At 67.3% G+C, this 24,866-nt stretch carries 7 protein-coding genes; 4 read left to right on the top strand and 3 right to left on the bottom strand.

Annotation, left to right across the window (positions count from 1 at the left end):
* Positions 1–7 precede the first annotated feature (7 nt).
* Positions 8–703, bottom strand: coding sequence for an alpha/beta hydrolase (locus ABZV44_RS33510; protein ID WP_354845306.1), 696 nt, complete (start codon positions 701–703; stop codon positions 8–10).
* 277 nt (positions 704–980) lie between these two features.
* A complete protein-coding gene (locus ABZV44_RS33505) occupies positions 981–1,586 on the bottom strand; it encodes a TetR/AcrR family transcriptional regulator (RefSeq protein WP_354845304.1) in 606 nt (201 codons plus the stop codon).
* Between the two features lie 56 nt (positions 1,587–1,642).
* Here ABZV44_RS33505 and ABZV44_RS33500 point away from each other — a divergent pair, with 56 nt between their 5' ends.
* The 3 genes from ABZV44_RS33500 (at position 1,643) to ABZV44_RS33490 (ending at position 4,882) form a co-directional block, all read left to right on the top strand.
* A complete protein-coding gene (locus ABZV44_RS33500) occupies positions 1,643–2,881 on the top strand; it encodes a cytochrome P450 (RefSeq protein ID WP_354845301.1) in 1,239 nt (412 codons plus the stop codon).
* Positions 2,882–2,945: 64 nt separating this feature from the next.
* Positions 2,946–3,293 (top strand): nuclear transport factor 2 family protein, encoded by a 348-nt coding sequence (locus ABZV44_RS33495; RefSeq protein WP_354845298.1) that lies wholly within the window; start codon positions 2,946–2,948, stop codon positions 3,291–3,293.
* Positions 3,294–4,189: 896 nt separating this feature from the next.
* Positions 4,190–4,882: a hypothetical protein gene (locus tag ABZV44_RS33490; RefSeq protein WP_354845296.1), complete on the top strand. Its 693-nt coding sequence runs from the start codon at positions 4,190–4,192 to the stop codon at positions 4,880–4,882.
* Positions 4,883–4,891: 9 nt separating this feature from the next.
* Here ABZV44_RS33490 and ABZV44_RS33485 read toward each other — a convergent pair whose 3' ends face one another.
* Complete coding sequence (locus tag ABZV44_RS33485) at positions 4,892–23,113, bottom strand: amino acid adenylation domain-containing protein (protein WP_354845293.1); 18,222 nt, start codon at positions 23,111–23,113, stop codon at positions 4,892–4,894.
* Positions 23,114–23,963: 850 nt separating this feature from the next.
* Between ABZV44_RS33485 and ABZV44_RS33480 the strand changes: the two genes are divergently transcribed.
* A complete protein-coding gene (locus ABZV44_RS33480) occupies positions 23,964–24,710 on the top strand; it encodes a glucose 1-dehydrogenase (RefSeq protein ID WP_354845290.1) in 747 nt (248 codons plus the stop codon).
* Positions 24,711–24,866 lie beyond the last annotated feature (156 nt).

Genomic DNA, 24,866 nt, shown 5'->3' with positions numbered 1-24,866 from the left:
CTCCCCTTTACGCCTCCTGGCAGGATTTCGCGGCGGTGCGGATGACGTCGATCACCAGGCCGGGCTGGGACAGCATGGGGACATGGCTGCTGGCCACCTCGTAGGTGCTGGCGTTCATGCGTTTCGCGCAGAAGCGTTCCAACTCGGGATGCACGGTGCGGTCGTTGCCGGCCACGATGTACCAGCTCGGCTTCGACTTCCATGCGGTGCCCGAGACCTGCTGGTCGAAGAGGTCCGCGGTGGGTACGCCCTGGGTCGCCAGCACGAGTTGCTGCTCCTGTTCGGGGAGATCGCCCGCGAAGTACTCGATACCGTCCGGTCGCAACCAGATTCGACCCTCGGCGATCTCGATGTGCGCGAACAGATCCGTCGTGGGGAACTTGGCCTGCAGACTCTGCGACGTCTCGTCCTCGTCCGGGGCGAGCGCGGCGATGTAGACGAGTCCCGCGACACGGTCATCGGTCCCCGCGGCCGTGATGACGGTGCCGCCGTACGAGTGACCGACGAGGATGGCCGGGCTGCTCACCCGGCCCAACGCCCGCTTGACCGCGGCGACGTCACCTTCCAAGGTGTCGAGGCTGTTCTGCGTGGACACCACCTCGTGCCCCTCCGCCTGCAATGTGGGAATCACCTTGCTGAAGCAGGACCCGTCGGCCCACAAACCGTGAGCGAAGACAATGCTCGGTGTGGTCGGCGTCGACATGATGCGCACCCTTCCTCGGCACGGATCAGCCGGATCCGCACCGCACTAGGTTGGTTCTCCGTCTTCGAGCCGTGACGGCCGGATCGGCCCCCACAGCCATCATCGTCCTCCCACGACCCACACCGGGGCCGAGCTTTCGCGAGGTTCTGTCGAACCCACCCTTGCGCACACGCCATTCGAAGAGCCGGCGTCGGCCGCAGCCGGGGTGCGTGCCGCGCGGCGGTGGGTGCGAGGCCGGGAACGCCGGAGGCACTGACCTCGGTCGAGCCGGTCGCGGTTATGGCCGGGTCTTCAGCCCGAGAGCGGGTACGAGTCGGCGGCGCAGGTAGCCGCGCAGGCGTTCGGAGTCGCTGGTGGCGGGGGTGTCGAATTGCAGGATCGAGATGAGGAATCTGATAGTCGTTTCGGCGATTTCGTCGAGATCCAGTTCCAGGTCGGGCTCGTATCGGCGGATGGGTTCGAGATAATGCCGGGCCAGGCGCAGTGACTCCGGTGTCATCAGCGTGGCGAGCCACTCGGCGTCGGCGGAGTCTGCCGAAGACAGGGCGGTCCGCTGGGTTTCACGCAGTAGCCGCGCGCCCGCGACGGTGGCCTCCACCACGAAATCCGCTGCCGTGGACGCATGGCTCGCCTCGTCGACGATGTGCTGGAACAACCCGGCCGAGACATGCGTCGCGGCGAGTTCGATCAACTCTTCGCGGCCGCTGAAGTGCGCGTAGACGGTCGGTCGTGAGACCCGCGCCTCGGCGGCAACCACGCTGATCGACGTACGCGCGCGCCCCAACCGGATCAGGCATCGGGCGGCGGCCTCGACGAGCCGCTGCCGCGCGCCCGCGCCGTCCATGGGTGGATCCCCACCCCAGGCCAACTTCGGAGCTGTCACAGTGGGTCATCCTAGGTGCTTTACAGATTTATCCAGAAGTGTATAGCTTGTAACCCATGGCTGAGTCGCTCTCGTCCGTGGATCTCACCGATCTGGACAACTTCGCCGCGGGCTTCCCGCACGGCCTGTTCGCCCTGCACCGCACCGAATCTCCCGTGTACTGGCACGAGCCCACTGCGCACACTCCCGACGGTGAGGGGTTCTGGTCGGTGGCGACCTACGCCGAGACCAAGGAGGTTCTGACCAGTCCCGCGACCTACTCCTCCGAGACCGGCGGCGACCGGCCCTACGGCGGCACCGTGCTGCAGGACCTGCCGATGGCGGGTGTGGTGTTGAACATGATGGACGATCCGCGGCACTCCAGGATTCGGCGTCTGGTGTCGAAAGGCTTGACGCCCAGGACGGTTCGCAACCTGGAAGAGGATCTGCGGGCGCGTACCGGGCGCCTGCTGGACACCGTCGTCACTGGCGGCGACCACGACTTCCTCACCGAGATCGCGGCCGAGCTTCCGATGCAGGCGATCTGCTTCCTGCTGGGCATCCCCGAGGCGGATCGTCACCGTCTGTTCGGGCTCATCGAGCATGTCTTCGACATTCCCGACGGCCAGGACTACCTGACCACGAGCCCGGAACGGACGGCGGCTATAGGGGAACTCTACGAGTACGGCCTGGCGCAGATCGCCAAGCGCCGGGCAGATCCGGGCGCGGACATGCTGTCGCTGGTCGTCCACGCGGAGATGCCGGACGAGGACCCGCCGCGCCTGTCCGACGAGGAATTGCGATCGTTCTTCAATCTGCTGTTCTCCGGCGGCTCCGACACCACCCGCAACGCCATCGCGGCCGGACTTCTCGCGCTGATCGAAAACCCTTCGCAGCTGGCCGAATTGCGTGACAACCCGGAACTGCTGCCGGTCGCTATCGAGGAGATCGTGCGCTGGACCGCGCCGTCTCCGTCCAAGCGCCGCACCGTCACCCGCCCCGCCGAACTGGCCGGGCACCGGCTGGAGCCGGGTCAGAAAGTGTTGGTCTGGGAGGCCTCGGCCAACCGTGACGAGCTTCGATTCGACCATGCCGACCGCTTCGATATCCATCGAGACCCCAACCCGCACTTGGGATTCGGACAAGGCATTCATTTCTGCCTCGGCGCGCATCTGGCCCGGTTGGAGATGCGGGTCGTATTCGAGGAGCTGTTCGCCCGCTTCGACGGCTTCGAACTCGCCGGACCGGTCGAGTGGACACGCAGCAGCCGCCACACCGGACTGCGTCACCTGCCGCTGCGCATGACCGCACGCTGACCGAATCCATTGCTGCCCTGCGGCACTCGTCAACCAGACCCTCGTGCAGAAGAAAGTTGTTTCCATGGGCAGAGCTCGACAACTCGCCGACCGCTATGTGGACAGGGTCAACGCCGGTGACCTCGATGGCATCGTCGCACTGTTCGCCGACAATGCCGAGTTGCTCAATCCGTTCGGGCATTTCGCCGGTTCCGAGCAGATTCGCGGCTTCTATGAGAAGACCATCCTCGCGGTCACTCCCAGGGTCACCGCCGCCGGGTGGATCGAGCAGGACAACCGAATCGCCTTCGAACTCCAAGCGCGAGTCGACGGCTACGACGCGGTCCGATACGCCATGGACCATCTCACCGTCGCGGCCGACGGCGACCACATCGCACGCATGGCCCTCTACTACCGCCACGTTTCGCAGTGACCCCGAACGTTTCGAAATAGATTGCACAAGTGGGAGATCCGCGTCCGATCGATGTGCCGCGGGACTCAGGGGAGCTGGGGCGCGTGGCGGTCCAGTCGACCATGAGATTGCGTTCGGCGAACAGCGAGACGCCGCCCTGCTTGATCATGGTGTCGAGGTAGCGGATCCAGGCCGTCATGATGGTGCGGGACCCGTCCTCGTTCTCGGTCGGGTGACTATCGCAATGGCCACTACGGCATCACCGAAGAAGACCAGAGGGCAGCCACCATTTGTGCGATGCCTCGGAAATGCCTCCGATTTCGCTCCACAACGCCAGCAGCAGAATGGATTCCAGCGCGTCCCGGAAACAGCCCCATTCGGCATCTGTGAACTCGACCTGAACCAACCCCGCCCGTGGTGCATCGGTGAGCCATATGGCAGCGGTGGCGGGCAGTTCGCATACGTGGTCTCTCCGCGTCGAGCTTTCGTGGAACGTGTGTGGCACTTGCTCGTTTCGCGGCGCTGAAGAAAGCGGCGATTCGATGAGAATCCGGCGCCGCCAATTCTCATAGGAGTCGTCGGCATTGCGATTCGCTCACCGCCCTTGCCCGGGTTCAGGTCCGTGGTCAGGAGTGCAGCGCTGGCTCGAACTGAGTAATTCGATGACAAGTAGCTGACGGCTGGCGCGGTTAGCGGGATATCGGCCGGATGCATTCGGAAGCGGAGGGTGCTGCGCAACGTCTGGTACGGCCACGGATTTGCCAGGTGCGCATGGAATTCGGCATTTCTTCCCGATCCGGCCGTGCCTGCCGCTTAAGCTATCTACGCCGTACGACAAATGCTCGATGTAGAGAAGCTTTGAGTCCAGGAGGTGCGGAATGCCGGAAGCCAGCCGTTGGTGCCGCTCACGTCCACTATTGATTGCGAGTTTTTTGCCGGTTGCCGTCATCCTCGGAACCGGAGTCGCCGCGGCATCCCCGGATGGCACCGCGCCGCCACCTGCCGCGCTACCCACGACAGCGGACTGGCTATCGCTCAGGCAATTCGCGCAGGGGCAGGATCCGTTCGCGCTGCCGACCGAACTCGCTCCGCTCGTCCAGTCGCGGGTCGGCGTCGCACCCGCGGTCGATATGAGCAGCGGCGATCCAGCCTTCGGCCCGGCGAATCCGCTTGCCGCCGCGGGTTGGGCCGGAATCGACAATGTGGACGCGGCGGACTCGATGCCGGCCGTGGATCAGCAACCGGTCCAGTCGTTCTGCGCGTACCTCCCGGTGGATCCCCAGAGATGCTCCGTCGCCGTCGTCGATGCGGGCGTCGGTGCGGCAATCGGTGCAGGCCTCGGCGCGGGAGTGTCCGCGCCCGTCGCGATAGGTGCGGGCCTGGTCGGGGCGGCCGCCGGGTTCGTCGTCGGTATCCCGTTCCTGCCAACCGGTTTGGTTGTCGGCCCGCTCCTCGGCGCGGCTGTCGGCGTGGCGGTCGTCGCCGGACCGGCCGCCCTGCTCGGTGGGGCGCTCGGGGCGTCGGTCGGGGCGATACTGGGCCTCGCTTCGCCCCTCCCGCCGCCGGGCGGCCCGGCCGATGGATCCGGCGCGCCCGTCACGTCGCCCTGAAGGACGCGGTCATCGCTCCAATCGTGTGTTGAGAATCCGGGCGATCTGAGCAACCGCGCCCGGTTCGGTCATCGCGAGGTGGGCCGCATCGATGTCGAAGGTCGAAATCCGGCCACGGACGACCTGCGCCCACCCCTCGTGACCCGCAGCATCGGATCGCCTGTCCTGTGTCGCGGTGAAATAGAGCATGTCGCTGTCCAGGACCGCCGGACGCCACGCACTGGCTGCCCGGATCGCCAGGTTGTAGGCGTCGGTCAGGCGCTCGATCCTGGCGGCGTCGATGCCCAGGCCGCCCCCGAAGTGCCGTTCGATCAGATCGGCAGCCTCCTCGGCGGTCGCATCGGCGCTCACGAAATCGACGCCCATGACCGGGCCGAGATTGCTGATCAGCTCTCCGGCCGTGACGGCGCGGACCGTCGACTCGTCGACACCGCCCACTTCGGCATCCAGCAGTGCCAGTAGCGCGACCTCTTCACCGGCGGCGCGCATCTCGACGGCAATCGCGTGGGCGATCACGCCACCCAGCGACCAGCCGAGGAGGTGATAGGGGCCGTGTGGCTGAACCGCGCGAATCTCCTCGAAATAGCGTTCCGCCATGTCCCGGATCGACGTCGGACCGGGGTCCTCGCCGCCGATCTGCGGCGCCTGAATGCCGTAGATCGGCCGGCCGGCGGCAAGGTACCTGTCGAATGTGCGGTAACACCACGACAGGCCCAGGGCCGGGTGGATACAGAACAGTGGCGGTTGCTCACCGCCGGTCCGGATCGGCAGCAATACGTCGAAGCCGATGTCGGTCCGCTCGACGGTGGTACCGGAGCGCATTCCGGATTCGATCCGCTTCGCCAGGTCGGCCGGGCAGGGATCGGACAACATCCAGCTGATCGGAACCTCGTAGTCGAGTCCCTTGCGCAACTCGCTCACCACTTGCACCGACTTCAGCGAGTTGCCACCCAAGGCGTAGAAGTCGTCGTCGGCGCCCACCCGTTCCACACCGAGTACCGCTTCGAAGGCCCGCGCGACCTCCTCTTCCAGCCACGACGAGGGCTCCCTGAACTCTCGCACCGCGAGCACCGGCTCGGGTAGTCGCGCACGGTCCAACTTGCCCGACACCGTGAGGGGCACCGTGTCGAGCGCCATCACCGTGGTGGGCACCATATAGTCGGGCAGTTCGCTTGCCGCGTGCGCCAGGACCGCCGCGGCGTCGATCGTCGCGCCCGCGGCGGGCACCACGTAGCCGACGAGATGGTCCGCCGTACCGGTGGTGTGCACCACGGCGATCGCGCGGGCGACGCCCGGGTGCTCGGCGAGTACGGCCTCGATTTCACCGAGTTCGATACGCAGGCCGCGCAGCTTCACCTGGAAATCGGTGCGGCCCAGGTATTCCAATTCGCCGCTGTGGCGCCAGCGCACCAGGTCGCCCGTGCGGTACAGGCGTCCGCCGTCACCGTAGGGGTCGGCCACGAACCGTTCCGCGGTCAGGCCCGGACGTGACTGATAGCCGCGCGCGAGCTGGGCGCCCGCCAGGTACAGTTCCCCGGCGACACCGGGTGGTACCGGATGTAACCGGTCGTCGAGTACGTATGCCCGCGCGTTCCATACCGGTGAGCCGATCGGCATGGTGCCGCTGTCGGATTCGATCACCCGATGCGCGGTTGCGGCCACGGTGAACTCGGTCGGCCCGTACAGGTTGTGCAACTCGACCCCGGGCCAGGTTCGCCGCACGTCGGCCACCACATCGGGCCCGAATGCCTCACCACCCACCAGGAGCGTCCGCACCGACTCCAGCGACTCCGCCGGCACCGCGTCCGCGAATACCGCCAGCATCGACGGTACGAGGGCGGTGATCGTGACCCGCTGGGCAGCAATGGTTTCGGCGAGATACGCGAGGTCGGTATGCCCGTCGGCGCGCGCGATCACCAGCCGCGCCCCCATCGCCAGGGTCGTGAACACCTCCCATACCGACATGTCGAACGTAGCCGGGGACTTCTGCAGCACCACGTCGTTCGACGTCAACGCGTAGGTCTCGGCGTGCCACCGCAACTGGTTCACCACCGAACAATGCGATACCGCAACACCTTTCGGCCGGCCGGTCGACCCCGAAGTGAAGAGCACGTAGGCGACGTTGTGCGGTCGCAGCGGTCCGAGCCGATCGGCGTCGGTGACCGGCGCGTCATCGAATCCGGACAGCTCCAGCCCATCGAGGGACGAGAGTTCCAACACCGGCGCGGCGATCGACAGCATGTACTCGATGCGGTCGGCCGGCAGGTCCGGATCGACCGGCACGTACCCACCGCCGGCGGCGTGCACCGCGTACATGGCGGTGACCTGGTCCAGTGAACGCCGCATACGCAGCGCCACCAACGACTCCGGACCCACTCCACGGCCGATCAACCACCGCGCCAACCGGTATACGCGAGAAGCGAATTCCGCATAACTCAGCGACTGTTCGCCGAATACCACCGCGGGCCGATCGGCATGCGCCCGCACCGAGTCGGCGAAGACCGAGGCGAGCGTCTCGTCCGGAGGGAGCCGGTGATCGGTCGAATTCCACTGCGTCAGAACGGCTTCGCGTTCATCGGTGCCGAGTAGATCCACCTCGTGCACCGGCTGCGTCGAATCGGCCGCCAGTGCGCCGAGCAATCGCAGCAGGCGATCGGCGATCCTGGTCACCGTGGCCGCGTCGAAGAGGTCGCTCGCGTACGTGACCGCGCCGCTGATGCCGGCCGGGGCACCGGTGGAGTCGTAGGAATCCGACACCGTGACCAGCAGATCGAACAGCGCGGTGTCGGTCTCGGCCGTCACGGCCGATACCGAGAGCCCCGGCAGGTCGAACTCGGCCTTGGCGAGGTTCTGGAATGCCAGCATCACCTGGAACAGCGGATGGTGAGCGTGCGACCGCACCGGGTTCAGCTCCTGCACCAGCCGCTCGAATGGCACATCGGCGTGCCCGAACGCGGCCAGATCGGTCCCGCGCACGTGCTCGAGCAGCTGGGTGAACGTCATTCCCGGGGTCAACCGGGTCCGCAGCACCAGGGTGTTGACGAACATCCCGACCAGATCGTCGAGTTCGGGCTCGCCGCGTCCCGCGTACGGAGTGCCGATCGCTATGTCGTCCATGTCGGCCAGCCGGGCCAGCGTGGCCGCCAGCGCCGCGTGGAAGACCATGAACAGCGTCGTGTTGTGTGCTCGCGCGACCTGCTGCAATGCCGCGTGCAGATCGGCACCGACGGTGATCGGCACGGTCGCGCCCGCATAGGTCTGCACGGGCGGCCGCGGCCGGTCGGTCGGTAGCTCCAGCAACGGCGGAAGCTCCGCCAATTCGAGTGTCCAGTAGTCGATCTGGGCGCGTAGCACCGAGTCGGGATCGTGTTCGGTCCCCAGCACCGTTCGCTCCCAGATCGCGTAGTCGGCGTACTGCACCGGCAGCACGGGCCAGCTCGGTGTCTCCCCGAGCAGGTGTGCGGTGTACGCGGACATCATGTCCCGGGCCAGCGGGCCGAGCGACGACCCGTCGCAGGAAATGTGGTGCACCACCACGGCCAGGACCCACTCGTGCTGCCCGAGCTCGAACAACCGGATCCGCAACGGTGCGTCGACCGTCACATCGAACACCGTCGAGACGGAGACCGACAACGATTCGGCCAGTTCCGATTCCGTCACCGGGGTCACGGTGACCGGCGGAATCGCCTCGGCTGTGCGCAGGACGACCTGCGACGGCTCGCCCTCGGCATACGGGTAGACGGTCCGCAATACCTCGTGCCGGTTCAGCACATCCGCGATGGCCGCGCGCAGCGCGTCGAGATCCAGCTCTCCGGACAGCCGCAGGATGATCGGAATACTGTAGGCGGCCGAGCCGGGCTCGAGCCGGTTCAGGAACCACATCCGTTGCTGTGCGTACGACAGGGGAATGCGCTGCGGCCGTGGCTGTGCGGTCAGCGCCACCCGCCCGGTGTGGGCCCGCGATTCGGCGCGCGCGGCCAACCTCGCGACCGTCGGCGCCTCGAAGATCATCGACACCGGGACGGTCGCGTCGAGCGCGGCACCGATCCGGGCGGCGACGCGAGTCGCCACCAGGCTGTTGCCACCCAGTTCGAAGAAGTCGTCGTCGGCGCCGATCGGACCGTCGATGCCGAGAACGTCGGCGTAGACGCCGGCCACTATCTCCTCCACCGGTGACGCCGGGGCCCGGAATCGCCTGGCCTGCACGACGGGTGCGGGCAGGGCCGCGCGGTCGAGCTTTCCATTCGGCGACAAGGGGATCGCGTCGAGGATCATCACCGCGGCGGGCACCAGGTACGACGGCAGCATCTCGGCCAGCGCCGCCCGCAACTCCTCGCTCGAGAGGCTCGTCCCGATTTCGGGCACCACATAGGACACCAGCTGCGCCGAACCCGTGCCCGTATGCCACGGCGTCGTGATCGCGTATGCCACGTCCGCCCGCGCGCTCAGCGCGGCGTCGATCTCGCCCAGCTCGACCCGGTAGCCGCGGATCTTCACCTGGAAGTCGTTGCGCCCCAGGAATTCCAGGTCGCCGCCGGCATTCCAGCGCACCACATCACCGGTGCGGTACATGCGGCGCCCGGGTTCCCCGAACGGGTGCGCCACGAAACGCGCCGCACCCACCGCCGCCTTGTCCAGGTACCCGCGCGCCAGTGCCGGGCCTGCCAGATACAACTCTCCGGCCACCCCCACCGGGACCGGCTGCATCCGGGCATCCAGGACCAGCGCCTGGATGCCCGGCAGCGGGGCACCGATCGTCGGCCGGTCACCCGATCGCAGCGCACCCGTCGCCGTGGCGACAATCGTGGCCTCGGTCGGCCCGTACAGCTCCCGGAACGTCCGGGCGCCGGCGGGATCGGTTCCCGCCCAACGGTTCACCAGATCCGCCGGGACTTCGTCACCGCCGGACATCACCACCCGCACGTGGTCCAGCCCGGCCGGATCCACCGACGCCAGCGCGGCAGGGGTCATGAAGGCATGGGTCACCCGCTGCACGCGCAAGAGCTCGGCCAACTCTGCACCGCCGTAGATCCCCGTCGGCGCCACGACCAGCGCACCGGCCCGGCTGACCGCCATCACGGTCTCCAGCAGGGCGGCGTCGAACGACGGCGACGCGAAATGCAACACCCTGGACGTGTGCCGGAGGTCGAGGGCGGCGCGGAGCCACGAGACGAAATCGGCGATGCCGGAATGGGTGACGGCGACGCCCTTCGGCACCCCGGTGGATCCGGAGGTGAAGATCACGTAGGCAACGTTCGAGGCCCGCAGCGGCCGGAGTCGCTCGTCATCGCCGACCGGGCCGCTCGCCAACCCGTCGATCCGTGCGGCCACGGCCTCGTCGTCGAGCACGATCCAGTCCACCGTATCGGGCATCCCGGCAGCTGCCGACGACACCGTCACGCCCAGCGTCGCACCAGAATCCGCCACCATCTGCGTGATCCGGCCTTCGGGATAGCTGGGGTCGACCGGCACGAAGGCCGCACCCGACTTCACCACCGCCCACCACGCGACGACGGACTCCATCGACCGCGCTGCCGCCACCAGCACCGAATTCTCCGGTCCGGCGCCTCGGCTGATCAGCAACCTCGCCAGCCGGCTCGATCGCTCGTCCAGCTGTGCATACGACAACGTGGCATCTCCCGCGACGACGGCAATACCGTCGCCGTTGTCCCGGACGGCCGAGGCGAACACCTCCGGCAGCGATCCGCACGGCTCCGACGCCGCCGAGGTGCGTTTGCCCACCCGCGAGGTGAGCGCCGAGCGCTCGTCGGCGTCGAGCCAGTCGATGTCCCCGACCACAATGGCCGGATCGTCGACGACGGCTTCCAGGACCCGCACCAGCCGCCGGGCGATTCCCGCCGCGGTCTCCTCGTCGAAGAGATCCCGTGCATAGCTCATCATTCCCGAGATACCTTGCGCCACACCGGAATCGAACGATTCCGACAGCACCAGTTGCAGGTCGAACTGGGTCGCCCCGGTATCCACCTCCGCCCGGGCGACCCGGACATCGGGCAGTGTTACCTCGACGTTCGACAGGTTCTGGAACGCCAGGACCACCTGGAACAACGGATGCCGCGCCGCGGATCGCTCCGGCTTCAGCTCCTCCACGACCCGCTCGAACGGCACATCCGCGTGCTCGAATGCCAGCAGGTCCGTGTCACGCGCGCGCGTCAGCAACTCGGTGAACGGCTCGCCGGTATCCACCCGGGTCCGCAATGCCAGCGTGTTCACGAACATCCCGACCAGCTCGTCCAGGCCGGGCTCGCCCCGCCCCGCGACCGGGGTGCCGATCACGATGTCCTCGGTGTTGCCGAGCCGCCCCAGAACCGTTGCCAGCGCGGCATGCATCACCATGAACAGCGACGATCCCCGCGACCGTGCCAGCGCGAGCAGCTGCTCGTGCAGCCTCGCACCGATCTCCAGCGGTATCCGGCCGCCCGACAGCGAGGCGACGGCCGGGCGTGGCCGGTCCGCCGGGAGGTCCAGCCGGTCCGGTGCGCCGGCGAGCGTCGAGCGCCAGAAGTCCAGCTGGGTGGACATCAACGACGCCGGATCGTCTGCGGCCCCCAGCATCTGCCGTTGCCACCACGCGAAATCCGCGTACTGCACCGCGAGTGGCTCCCACTCCGGCGCGTGCCCGGCCAGCCGCGCGGCATACGCCACCATCACGTCATGGGCCAGCGGGCCCATCGACTGACCATCGCCGGCGATGTGATGGACCACCAGCACGAGCAGGAATTCTCCTGTGTCACTGCCGGGTTCGGCGTCGAGCTCGAACAATCCGACTCGCATCGGCACTCGGGCGGTCACATCGAATCCGCGTCGCACGAACTCGCCCACCACGTCCGGGACCGCATCCGCTGATACCCGCACCGGCTCCACCGGCACCGCGGGCTCGTCGACGACGACCTGCCGCGGCTCACCGGAGACTTCCGGATAGATCGTCCGCAAGACTTCGTGCCGTGCGGCCACGTCCGCGAGCGCGGCCGCCAGCGCTTCGGTGTTCAGCCGCCCCGACAACCGCAGCATCACCGGAATGTTGTAGGCCGGAGAATCCGGCTCGAACCGGTTCAGGAACCACATCCGCTGCTGCGCCAGCGACAGCGGCACGGGGTCGGGGTGCACGCCGGACACCAGGGGCAAGCGGCCCCCATCGCCGAGTGACCCAGTGCGCGTGGCCAATTCGGCGACGGTCGGCGCCTCGAAAACCGATCGCACCGGCACTCGCACGTTCAAGGCCGCACCCAGGCGCCCCACCACCAGCGAGGCGCTCAGCGAATCGCCGCCCAGCGCGAAGAAGTCGTCGTCGGCGCCCACCCCGTCCACGTCGAGCACCTGCTCGAATGTTCGCGCGACCAGCTCTTCCATCCCCGGTGCCGGTGCCCGGAACTCGCGCACGACGGCAACCGGCTCGGGCAGCCGCTCACGATCCAGCTTCCCGTTGGCGGTCAGCGGTACCTCGTCCAGCACGATCACCGCGGACGGCACCATGGTCCGGGGCAGCGTCTCGGCCAGTGCCGCACGCAACTCCGCGCCCGATACCTCGGTTCCGGCCGCGGGCATGACATAGGACACCAGCTGCACCGACCGGCCGTCCTCGCGGCGCGGCACGGTGACCGCGTATGCCACATCCGCACGCGCGCCCAGCGCCGCGTCGATCTCCCCGAGCTCGATTCTGGTGCCGTGCACCTTGACCTGAAAATCGTTGCGTCCCAGGAATTCCAATTCGCCATCGGCGCTGCGGCGCACCACGTCACCGGTGCGGTACATGCGCTGACCCGGCCCCTCGAACGGGCATGCGACGAACCGCGCCGCGGTCAACCCCGTCCTGGCGACGTAGCCATCGGCCAGTCCGGCGCCGAACAGGTACAGCTCGCCCGCGATACCGTCCGGTACGGGTCGCAGCCAGGTATCGAGGACCACGGCCGCGACGGTACCGACCGGCCTGCCGATCGTGATCGCGGCACCGGGCGCCAACGCAGCGCTGGTGGTAGCCCAGATCGTGGTCTCGGTCGGCCCGTACAGATTGACCATGGTGCGGCGCGGCGCCCACCGATCGACCAGTTCGGTTCCGACCGGCTCACCGGCTGCCGCGAGCACCCGCAGCCCGTCGAGACCGTCGGGCGAGACCGTCGCCAGCGCCGAGGGGGTCACGATGGCGTGCGAAATACGTTCATGCGCAATCAGATCCGCCAATTGGGGGCCGGCGTAGATCTCGGCGGGAGATATGACCAGCCGGCCGCCCGAACCGTGCGCCATCAACAACTCGAACACCGAGGCGTCGAAGCTGGGCGAGGCGACCTGCAGGACCACCGACATCGGGTCGGCGCCGAACAGTCGCCGTTGCGCCGCGACGATTTCGGCCAGGCCGCGATGGCTGACGAGTACGCCCTTGGGCGTTCCGGTCGACCCGGAGGTGTAGCTCACGTAGGCGATCTGATCCCGCCGGATCGGCCCGCCGCGTTCGGCATCGGTGATCGGCAGGGCGGGCGCCGAGTCCACGGTCCCGAGCGCCTGGTCCTCGTCGAGGATCAGCCACTCGACTCCGCCGGGAGGACGTTTCCCGGCGGACGTATCGGTCAGTCCGAGCACGGTTCCCGAGTCGGACAGCAGAAATTCGATTCGCTCCGAGGGCAGGGCCGGATCGATCGGCAGGAATGCGGCACCGGTCTTCGCCACGGCCCACACGGTGACTGTCGCCGCCGGGGAACGCGGCAGCACGGCGGCGACGACCTGTCCCCGCCGGGCGCCGTGCCGCAGCAGGACCCGGGCCAGCCGGGTGGATCGCTCGTCGAGCTGGCGGTAGGTCATGGTGGTCGTGCCGTATCGCACGGCGATCGCGTCGGGATCGGCGGCAGCGGAGTCGGCGAGCATCCGGTCCAGCGTGTCCGGGATCGTCGCTTCCGCACGGGAATCCGGCCACGATGGCCGCGGTTCCTCGTCGAGCGGTAGCTCACCGAGTCGCGTATCGGCGTTCGCGGCGAACCGGCACAGCAACTCGACGAAGCGGTCGAGGATGCGGCGCGCCGAGACGGTGTCGAATTCACGGTCATGGAACCGGAGGGTGATCCGCAGTCCTTGTGGCTGGCCGTGCTCGGACTGCGTGGGTTCCACGATCAGGCTCAACGGGTACGGTGTCGCGTCCAGTTCACTGAGTTCGTTCACCCGCAGGCCCGCCGAATCGACGAGTTGCTGCAGTGCCGTCCGGTCGACGGGGAACGACTGGAAGGTGAGGGCGGTGTCGAAGAGTTCGGGCAGGCCGGCACTGCGGTGGATCTCGGGCAGGCCGATATGGTGATGCTCCAGCATGCGGGCGTGCCGCTCCTGAATGCCGATCAGCAACTCGCGAACCGTCATCGTGGGTTCGAGCGGGACGCGCACGGGAATCGTATTCAGGAACATGCCGAGCGCCTGATCGACCAGCGGCAGTTCCGGGGGGCGGCCCGACACCGAGGAACCGAAGATCACATCGGTCTCGCCGGTGAGTACCCGCAGATTCAGGGCCCAGGCCGCGGCCACGGCCGTATTGATGGTGACGGCCGTCTCCGCCGCCACGCGACGGAGTGCTCCGAAACGATCCGCCGTCACCTCGGCCCCGACCGCGGCGGCGGATACCGCGCCCGCCGCGTCGGCGTCGCGGGACACCCGGGTGGGTGCATCGACATCCGAAAAGGCTTGCGCCCATGCCGCTTTGGATGCCGCGCTGTCCTGCCTACCCAGCCAGGCCAGATAGTCGCGGTAGGAGGGCGCGGGTCCGGCGGAGTCGATATGTTCGGGAGAACCGTAGTAGTCGAGCAGTTCTCGCATCAGCAGCGGCATCGACCAGCCGTCCAGGATCACATGGTGATTCGTGACGAGCAGCCGGAAGGACTCCGCATCGAGACGGATCAGCGTCAAGCGCAACAGCGGGGGAGCCGACAGGTCGAATCCCGCCGCCGCGTCCGCCGCGGCAATCGATTCCGGGTCGGCCGGGGATTCCGCATCGCCGCCAGCGGCGAGATCGATCTCCCGGAAGTCGACGTCGGCATGGTCCAGCACGATCTGGCACGGCCCGGCCGATGTCTCCGCGAAAGCGGCCCGCAGGATGTCGTGCCGGTCGACGACGGCCTGCGCGGCACGCCGCAGGCGCTCACCATCGACCGCGCCGGAAAATCCGATCATCGTCTGGACGGTGTAATCGTCCGCCGCATCCGGATCGAACGTCGAGTCGAAGTGCATCCCGGATTGCATGGGCGACAACGGCCATACGTCGGACAGCCCGGGGTACTGCCGCTCGAGCCGATCGATGTCCTGCTGGGTGAGCGCGACGAGCGAAGAATCCGAGGCGCGATACGCGCGATCCGCTTTCGGGAGCCGCGGGGGTTCCTCGATGGTCACCGGAGCCGCGTCGCCGCCCGCCATCACGGCGAGAGCAGCAACTGTCTTGCCTTCGAACACATCTCGCGGCGTCAGCGTGAGCCCGGCGGATCTCGCCAGCGCCACCAGCCGCATCGAGACGATGCTGTCCCCGCCGAGGGCGAAGAAGTTGCTGTCGGCGGACACGGTGTCGAGATGGAGCACATCGGCGAAGAGTTTCGCCACGACCTGCTCCGTCGGCGTCGACGGCGGTCTGCCGCCCGTGGCACCGGCATCGAAGGCGCGCTGCTGCAAGGCCTTCCGATCGACCTTGCCCGTGGGCGTGCGCGGCATCTCCTCCAGCCGCACGATCGCCGCGGGATTCATATAGCGCGGCAGCCTGCCCGCGAGATCGCCTTCGATGGCCGCCACATCGACTGCAGCGCCCGGCGCGGAGACGACATAGGACACCAGAACCGGTTCGCCGGCAGGCCCTTTCACCGCCACGGTGGCGACGCTCGCCACGTCCGGGCGCCGGGCCACGTGCGCATCGATTTCCCCCGGCTCGATCCGCAGGCCGTGAATCTTGACCTGCTGATCGCAGCGGCCCAGATATTCCAGTGCCAACCCGGCGGGTCCGCGCACCCAGCGCACGGAATCACCGGTGCGGTAGATCCGTTCGCCGCGGGTCGATCGCGGATCCGCGACGAAGCGGGACGCGGTCACGCCCCGGCGACCGACGTATCCGCGGGCGAGTCCGGGTCCGCCGATATAGAGTTCGCCCGCGACACCGACCGGCACCGGTCGCAGCCACGGGTCCAGCACCATCGCGGACGCGCCCCGGATCGGGCCACCGATCGTCACCGGGGCGCCGGGTGCGAGGACATCCGATCCCGTTGCCCAGATCGTGCACTCGGTCGGCCCGTAGTGATTCATCAGCCGTCGCCCCGGGGCCCACCGGCTCACGGTGTCCGGCCCGACCGATTCACCGACGACCGCGAGCGATGTCAGCGACGGTATCCGGGACGGATCCATGGTGTTGAGCACGGACGGGGTGATGATCGCGTGCGAAACCTGCTGCGACCGCAGCAATTCCTCGAGGTCGGTCCCGGCGAATACCTCCGGCGGCGCCACCACGAGACAGGCGCCGCTGCTGTGCGCCAACAGCAACTCCGACACGCAGGCGTCGAATCCCGGCGACGCGACCTGCAACACCACCGAATCCGGAGTCGGTGCGAAGGCATCGGCCTGCGCCGCGACCAGATCGGCCAGACCTCGATGGCTGAGGTGGACCGCCTTCGGCGTGCCGGTCGATCCGGATGTGTAGATCACGTATGCCGCATTGTCGGCCGACAGGCGGTCGCCCCCGGCCATTCCGGACGGGCGGGGGAGACCCTCGTGAGGGTCCGATGTGGCAGCGTCCAGGATCAACCAGTCGACGGTATCCGGAAGCTGCTGTGCCACAGCGCTTGTCGTCACACCCAGCGTGGTCCGCGAGTCGGACAGCAACTCCCCGATCCGCGCGGCGGGGTTGCCGGGATCCAACGGCAGGAAGGCGGCACCTGTTGTCGCCACCGCCCAGATCGCGACGACGAGTTCGGCCGAGCGGGGCAGGGCCAAGGCGACGATCGACTCGGCGCGAGCACCGCGCCCGACCAGCAGGCGAGCGAACGCGTCGGCGCGACGCTCCAGCTCACGATAGGTCCACATGCTGTCACCGCACCGGACAGCCACGGCATCCGGATACCTCCGCGCGGTCCCCGACAGGATGTCGCGGAGCACGAGGTCCGCGGCCGGCTGCTCGCTGCCGACCGAAAGCAGTTGCGCGCGTTCGGAATCCCAGCAGGAGGAGATCGAGGAGACCGTCCGGGCGGGATCGCCGACGATCTGCGTGAGCAGCAACTCGAAGCGTTCGAGCAGCGTGCGGGCCTCGTCCGAGTCGAATCGTTCGGTGGCGAATTTCAGTGTCACCGTGTAGGTTCCGGCCTCGCCGGTGTCCGGTCCGCCCTCACGACTCGACCGCGGCGGGGTCACCTGCAGGCTCAGCGGATACGGCGTGGCATCGTGCGCGACGATCTCGACGAGCCGCAATCCGGCGTCGGAGAGATCGTGTGCCAGCAGTTCCCGGTCGAACGGATAGGACTCGAGCACCGTCGCGGTATCGAACATGTCGGTGATGCCGGCGGCCCGCTGCAGCTCCGCCAAGCCGATGTGCTGATGATCCAGCATCGCCGCCTGCTCGGATTGCACGCGGACGAGCAGGTCGCCGATGGTCTCGTCGGGTTCGAGCCGGACGCGGACGGGCAGCGTGTTGACCATGAGCCCGACCATGCGCTCGACATCCGGAATCCGCGGCGGGCGGTTCGACACCGTATTGCCGAACACCACGTCCGGCCGTCCGGCCTGGACGGCCACCAGCAATGCCCACGCCACGTGCAGGGCCGTGTTGGGGGTGACGCCATGCGAGCGGCCGAGGCCGAGAATCGCGGCGGTGGTCGCGGCGTCCAGGTTCAGGCCGACTTCGTCGGCATGCGCGGTGACGGTCCGATCCGGCCCGTTCGTGATGCGTGTCGGACTGTCGATTCCGGCGAGCATCTCCCGCCACGCGGCGGTCGCGGCGTCTCGGTCCTGAGCCTGCAGCCACTGCAGATACTCACGGTACGAATGAGGGGGTGGGAGCTGGGCCGTATCGCAGTCGGATATGTACAGCGCGAGTAGCTCGTGGATCAGCAGGGGCATCGACCAGCCGTCGAGCACGAGGTGGTGGTTGGTGACCAGCAACTGGAACATATCGACGCCGGTGCGGACGAGGTGGAAACGCACCAGCGGCGGGCGGGCCGGATCGAACGGGGCCGCGGCCGCCGTCGCGAGTCGCCGCAGTGCTTCCGCCTGCCGGCCGACACCGCTGATATTCGACTCGCCCCAATCGATCGTGGTGTCGCGCAATACGATCTGCCGTGGCCCATCGTCACTCTCGACGAACGCGGTCCGGAGACTGTCGTGCCGGTCGATGAGCACCTGCGCGGCCCGCCGCATCCGGTCGCCATCCACCTGCCCGGTGAACGTCAGCGCCGCCTGCACGATGTAGCCGTCGACGCCGTCCGGGTCGTAGATCGTGTGGAACAGCAGCCCGGACTGCAGGGCGGTGAGTGGCCACACATCGGTCATCGACGGGTATTCCCGCAGCCAGCGGTCGATATCGTCCTGCGATACCGCGGTGAGCGGGAAGTCGGATGGCGTGAAGCTGTCGGTGGTTTCGGATCGGACGTGATCGGCCAGCGCCCCCAGGGCCCGAGCCCACAGCCCGGCGAGCTCGTCGACCTCCTCACCCGTCAACACCTGTGAGGCGAACTCCCAGGTCGCAGCGAGTTCGAGCCCGCCGTTGCCTCCTTCGGCGATCGCATTGATATCGAGCACGGCCGGCAGCGCCATCGCCGGATCGCTCGTCGCGGTCAGCGCGGTGAATTCGGTGGTAGGTGCCCAGGGCCCCGAGCGGTCACGGGAACCCACCCGCCCGAGGTAGTTGAAGCTGACCTGAGGTTCGGGCAGCTCTGCGAGCTCGGCGCGGCCCTGGGAGTCGAGATGACGCAGTACCTGATAGCCGATGCCGTTGCCGGGCGCCGCGCGCAGCTGCTCCTTCACCTGCCTTATCGCCAGTCCCGCACTCACGCCGCCGGCCAGCGCATCATCGAGATCGACGTTCTCCCAATCGATCCGGACCGGGAATCGGGTGGTGAACCAGCCGACGGTGGCGCTCAGATCGGCGCCGGGTACGGCCGACTCCTCGCGGCCGTGTCCTTCCAGCGAGATCAACTCTCCGGCCGCCGCCGTGCCGCGCCTGCGCCGCCACTCACCGAGGGCGAGCACCAGAGCTGCCACCAGCGGATCGTTGGCACTGCAGTGGAAGCGGTCCGGGATGGTGGTGAGCACCGCCTCGGCAACCGCTGCCGGGATACGCTGATCGACCCGGCCCGCCGTGGCCCCGATGTCACGGTCCGGGATCAGACGACGCGATCCGAGTAGCTGATCGCCGCGCTCGAGGACGTCTTTCCACAGGTCGAGCTCCGCCGCCCGCCTGCCCGGGGCCTGCTCGACCAAGCCGTGCGCCCACCGGCGAAACGAGGTGGTGAGCGGGCCGAAATGCGGCTCGCCGCCGGCGGAGACCTGCGCCCAGGCCTGCGCGAGGTCGGTGAGGATGATGCGCCACGACACCGCGTCGACGGCGAGATGGTGGATCACCAACCACATCAGGTCGGGTCCAGAGCCGCTGCGATCGTGAATCCAGACGGCCTGCACGAGCACACCGTTGCCCGGGTCCAATCGATCCGCGGCTCGGTTCAGGTGCCGGTCGACGTCGGCGGCGTCACGTCGATCGATCCGGACTTCGACCAGCGCGGCCTCCGGGTCGACCGCTTCCCGATCGAGTACCTCGACGAAGCGATCGGCCGAATCGCCGCCGCGCAACACCGCGCGCAGCATGTCGTGGCGGTCCAGCAGGGATCCCAGCGCGCGTACCAGACCCGCTCGATCGACCCCCTCGGGCAGCTGCACCAGTGCGGCCTGCGCAAATCGGTCGTAATGACCCCGATCCAGCATTGCGTGCATGATCGGCGACAACGGCATCGGCCCGACGCCGCCACCGGGCAACTCGGCCAATCCGGGGGCATCGCCGACTTCCGTCGCCGTGGCCGCCAGGCCCGCAACGGTCTTGTGTACGAACACGTCCTGTGTGGAGAAGCTCAGGCCTTCGGCCTTGGCTCCCGCCACCAGCCGGATCGACAGAATGCTGTCGCCGCCGAGGGCGAAGAAGCTGTCGTCCGCCCCGACCCGGGACACGCCGAGTACCTCGGTGAACAACCGTGCGATCGTCTTTTCCCGGGCCGTGGCCGGTGCCCGCCCGACCGGCGCGGCCCCGAATTCGGGCTTCGGCAGAGCGCGGCGATCGAGCTTGCCGAAGGCGTTCACCGGGAGGCTGTCCAACGGGAGGACCACCGCCGGGACCATGTGCGGCGGCAGCGAATCGCGAGCGAAGCGCAGGATTTCGACCGGATCGATCCGACGGCCGCTGACCGGGACGACATAGGACGCCAGCACGGTCGTGCCGACGTTGTTCTGCACCGGCACCGTGACGCACAGGTCCACGTCGTCGTGTGTGGTGAGCGCGGCGTCGACTTCACCCGGTTCGATCCGGTATCCGCGGATCTTGATCTGGAAGTCGCTGCGGCCCATCAACTCCAGCGTCGTCTCGCCGTTCTCGCCGGTCCAGCGCGCGATATCGCCGGTGCGGTACATGCGCGCGCCGGTGCCGCCGTACGGATCGGCGACGAACCGGGCGGCGGTCTCGACGAACAGATGGCTGTATCCCCGGGCCAATCCCGGCCCGGCGAGGTACAACTCGCCCGCGGTGCCCCTGGGCACCGGCTGCAGCGTCCGGTCCAGCACCATGGCCGAGACGCCGCGGATGGGGCCACCGACCGTGTGGGCGCGGCCGGGTCTCAGCATGGCGCCGGTGGCGGTCACGGTGGATTCGGTGGGACCGTATTCGTTGTACATGGACGCCGACAGGGTCCACCGTTCGACGAGGTGTGGTGGGCATACGTCGCCCCCGACCACGACCACCTGCACGTCGGTCGGCAGCTGCGGGTCGACCGTGGCCAGCATCGTGGGCGTCAGCGTCAGGTGGGTCACGTGCTCGTCGGCCAGCAGCTGCGTGAGCGACTCACCGCCGGTCACCTCCGGCGGCACGATCACCAACGTGGATCCGTTCGCGAAGCAGGTCAGAAACTGTTCCAGGGAAGCGTCGAAACTGGGCGAAAGGGCATAGGACACACGGGATTTCGTGTCGATGCCGTACGTGGAGGCGCGATCGGCAATGAGATTCGCGAGGCCGGTGTGCGTGACCTGCACGCCTTTCGGCGCTCCGGTGGATCCCGAGGTGTAGGTCATATAGGCGACGTTGGACGGTCGCAGTGGGCGGATGCGGTCCACATCGGAAATCGGCCCGCTCGCGGTGTCGCTGTCGGCCAGGGTCGCGGGGTCGTCGAGAACCACATGGTGAATCCCCCGCGGGAGCCGCCCGCGCAGGGCGTCGACCGTGATCGCCACGGTCGCGCCGCTGTCGGCAACCATGTGGTCTATCCGCTTCGACGGGTACTCGGGGGCCAGCTGGACGAAGGCCGCCCCACTCTTCGCGACCGCCCATGTCGCCACGACCGATTCGACCGAGCGTCGCAGCATGATCGCCACCGCCGTGTCCGGACCACACCCCAGCGCGATCAAATGCCGGGCCAGTTGCGAGGATCTGGTGTCCAGCTCGCCGTACGTCATCGTCTGGCCGTCCGAGACGATCGCGCACCCGCCACTGTTCCGGCGCGCGCTTTCGGTGAGAATCTCTGGAAGCAGCCGTGTTTCGACCGCGCTGGGCCCTCGCACGGGTAGTAGCGCAGAGCGTTCCTGAATTTCGAGTAGCGGCAGTCTGCTGACCTTGCATTCCGCTCCGCCGGCGAGGAATTCGTGCATGAACATGCGGAACCGTCGATGGTGATCAGCGAGCTCTTCAGGGCTGTACGAATTCGGATTCCCCTGGAAGTCGATATGGGTGCTCTCTCTGCCCGCCCCCGGGTAGATATTGACGAAGAGGTCGGCGGTAGGTCCGGAGGTGAGGACGTGCAGGCGGCCTGTCGTGTTGCCCAGTACAACCTCGTTCTCGACCATCATGAGGTTCACGGCGGGCCCGAATGATGCCGCCTCGTCGCGCGCAATCCCCATGTCATGGAATATGTCCTCTTGGCGGTAGCGCTGCCGCCGGAGTGCACTCGTCAACTCGCTTTTCACCGCGGCGATCAGTTCACCGACGCTTTGGCCGGCGACCTGCACTCGCAGCGGGACCACATTTGCCACCATCCCCCCGGAACGGCGCAGCACGGCAGAGTGCCGACCCGACACGGGCAGGCTCAGCAATACTTCATCGCTTCCGGTCATCCGCGCGAGATATGCCGCGAACGCCGCAACGATGATCGGAGTCACGCTCGACTCGTGCTCGAACGCGACGTTTTCGAGTAGCTGCGCGGTGTCGTCGGCCAGCTCTGTGCTGACCAGCGTGGGATGAATGGTGGGTTTGCTCACGCGGGCGGCCAGACTGACGACGGGAGGTGCGCCCGCGAGGTGCTCCCTCCAGTGTTCGCGGTCATTGTCCAGACGCGTCGAATCGCGGTATGCCAGATCTTGCTCGACGACTTCCCGCAGGTCCTGTGCCTGGCACGGCGCCGGCTCCTCGGACTTCACCCAAGCGTTGTACAGCTCGGTCATCCGATGCAGCATTGTTACCGCGGCGAATCCGTCGAGCGCGATGTGGTGTGCGCGCTGATACCACAGGTAATGGTCCTCGCCGACCCGGAACACGATGCTCGTCATGAGGTTGTCGTTCAGCAGGTCCAGTGGAGCGGAATAATCCTCGACCATCATTCTGTGCGCGGTCGCAACGGGATCGACGTGCCGGCGCAGGTCCATGACCGATACCGGGCCGCCATTTTCCTCGTCGACGAACTGGCAGGGCTCTCCGTCGACCTCGATCAAGCGCATATGCCCGGAGCCGAACTCCCGGCCGGCGGTTCTGCATGTCTCGGCAAGCAGTTCCGCATCCAACTCGCCGACGATCTCGACGTATTGGGCGACAGATATCGGCGTGGATTCCGCGAGATGCTGGGCAAACCAGATTCCCCGCTGCGCCGAGGTCAGCGGAAGAATATCGGCCGGCGATGCATTACTGCTGGGCGTGTTGGAACTGTTACCCGAATGTGTGTGCCTGGAGGATTGACTGGAGGATTGAAATGTGCCAGTTGGCAACGATTTGGAACGGTCGGGACTGCCTTCGATGCCACTCTTCGATTGGCGCATTTCGACCTCCGCAAAATATCGTTCATTTCAGGAACTCAAAACGCCCGAGGACCGGCGGATACGCTGTCGCGCGCCGGTCCGGGGACCACGAACGAGGCCAGGGCGGGGACCATTTCCAACACCCGCATAGTGCTGAATACGTCGAGTCCGCCGCCAAGATCATTACAGCCGATGTCGGCCGATTCGGGACTCATTACGCCGATGGCTAATTTCCGGACAACAGTTGCGGTACCTTCGACCGGCGCTCGACCGTCGACCGATACACGATGGCAACATCCCCGACCCCGATATCGCCCCCCGACTCCTCGGCGAACGGTCCAGTACGTCGACGACCCCGGCATCGACCACACCCCGTCGCAGACCCCGCTGTACCGACCGGCAACCCTTCCCTGGCGGTCCCTCCGCCGACTCAACCCCGCGCACCACCGTCTGCTCCGTTGCAGCTTCGACTGAGGCCATGCCGGACATCCCTACGTCAAAAGCGACTGTCCATTATGATTCGACGCCGACGCCGCAACCGATTGGTCTCTCGACCAAAATTTTTGAAACAGATGCACTCCAGTCATGCATGCCCACGGTGCCGAGCGCCTCGGCACCTGGTCCGACCTGCGTGATGAGTGTTTCTTCGCTTCGGTTCGGCTGGTGGCGTGACCTGGCGACATGCCGGGAGCTGCCCTCGTTGACGGCATCGATCGGCGATGAGTGGGCAGTGAGCGAACAGTCTGCAATCCCTGGTTCGTTCCACCGGGGCCTTACCTCATTCCACTGTTTCAATCAATGATTGAAACAGTGATTGAAGACATGCTTAGCTGCCCTCATGACCGAGAAGCTCTCAATGGAAGGCCTGAGCATGAACAAGCGAGTCGCGGGCAAGGTGGCCCTCATCAGCGGAGGCGCGCGTGGCATGGGCGCGGCGCATGCCCGTGCTCTGGTCGAGCACGGAGCCCGCGTGGTGATCGGCGACCTGCTCGAGACCGAAGGCAGAGCGCTGGTGGCCGAATTGGGTCCGGCGGCTCGCTTCGTTCACCTGGACGTGACCGACCCCGAGCACTGGAAGCGGGCCGTGAGTGTCGCCGTCGAGGAGTTCGGTTCGCTGACCGTCCTGGTGAACAATGCCGGAATCGTCAACGGCAACACCATCGTCGACTTCGAACTGGCGGCCTGGCAGCAGATCGTCGACATCAATCTGACCGGTACCTTCCTCGGCATTCAGGCCGCGGCCACGGCGATGATGAATGCCGGCGTCGGGTCGATCGTCAATATCTCGTCGGTCGAGGGCCTGCGCGGCAGCGTCGGACTGCATGGCTACACCGCCACCAAGTTCGCGGTCCGCGGATTGACCAAATCGGCCGCACTCGAGCTGGCGCAGCACAATATTCGCGTGAACTCGGTCCACCCCGGCATGGTGCGCACACCGATGACCGAGGGCATCCCCGAGGACTTTCTGCAGATCCCGCTCGGCCGCGCCGCCACCGCCGATGAGGTCGCCAATCTCATCGTCTACCTGGCCAGCGACGAATCGAGCTACACGACCGGCGCGGAGCACGTGATCGACGGCGGACTGATCGTCGGCGTCCCGCACAAGACGCTCGGATAACGCTGCTACCCAACGGATTCGAGGACTTGATTCATGACCAACGCTGTTGATCTGCAGGCTCTGGCCGCGCAGGTGGCCGGGAAGCTGACCGGGCCGGGTGGGCCGTTCGAGATGACGGTCGAGCCGGTGCTCGGGGTGCCGATGCCGGTGTTCGAG

Origin of the sequence: Nocardia sp. NPDC004860, from assembly GCF_040609015.1 — a bacterium.
Classification (GTDB): domain Bacteria; phylum Actinomycetota; class Actinomycetes; order Mycobacteriales; family Mycobacteriaceae; genus Nocardia.
This window is presented reverse-complemented; position numbering and strand designations above follow the sequence as displayed.

Coding starts and splice junctions, on each gene's coding strand:
- ABZV44_RS33495 (WP_354845298.1), top strand. CDS start 2,946: ATGGGCAGAGCTCGACAACTCGCCGACCGCTATGTGGACAGGGTCAAC.
- ABZV44_RS33500 (WP_354845301.1), top strand. CDS start 1,643: ATGGCTGAGTCGCTCTCGTCCGTGGATCTCACCGATCTGGACAACTTC.
- ABZV44_RS33485 (WP_354845293.1), bottom strand. CDS start 23,113: ATGCGCCAATCGAAGAGTGGCATCGAAGGCAGTCCCGACCGTTCCAAA.
- ABZV44_RS33510 (WP_354845306.1), bottom strand. CDS start 703: ATGTCGACGCCGACCACACCGAGCATTGTCTTCGCTCACGGTTTGTGG.
- ABZV44_RS33480 (WP_354845290.1), top strand. CDS start 23,964: ATGAACAAGCGAGTCGCGGGCAAGGTGGCCCTCATCAGCGGAGGCGCG.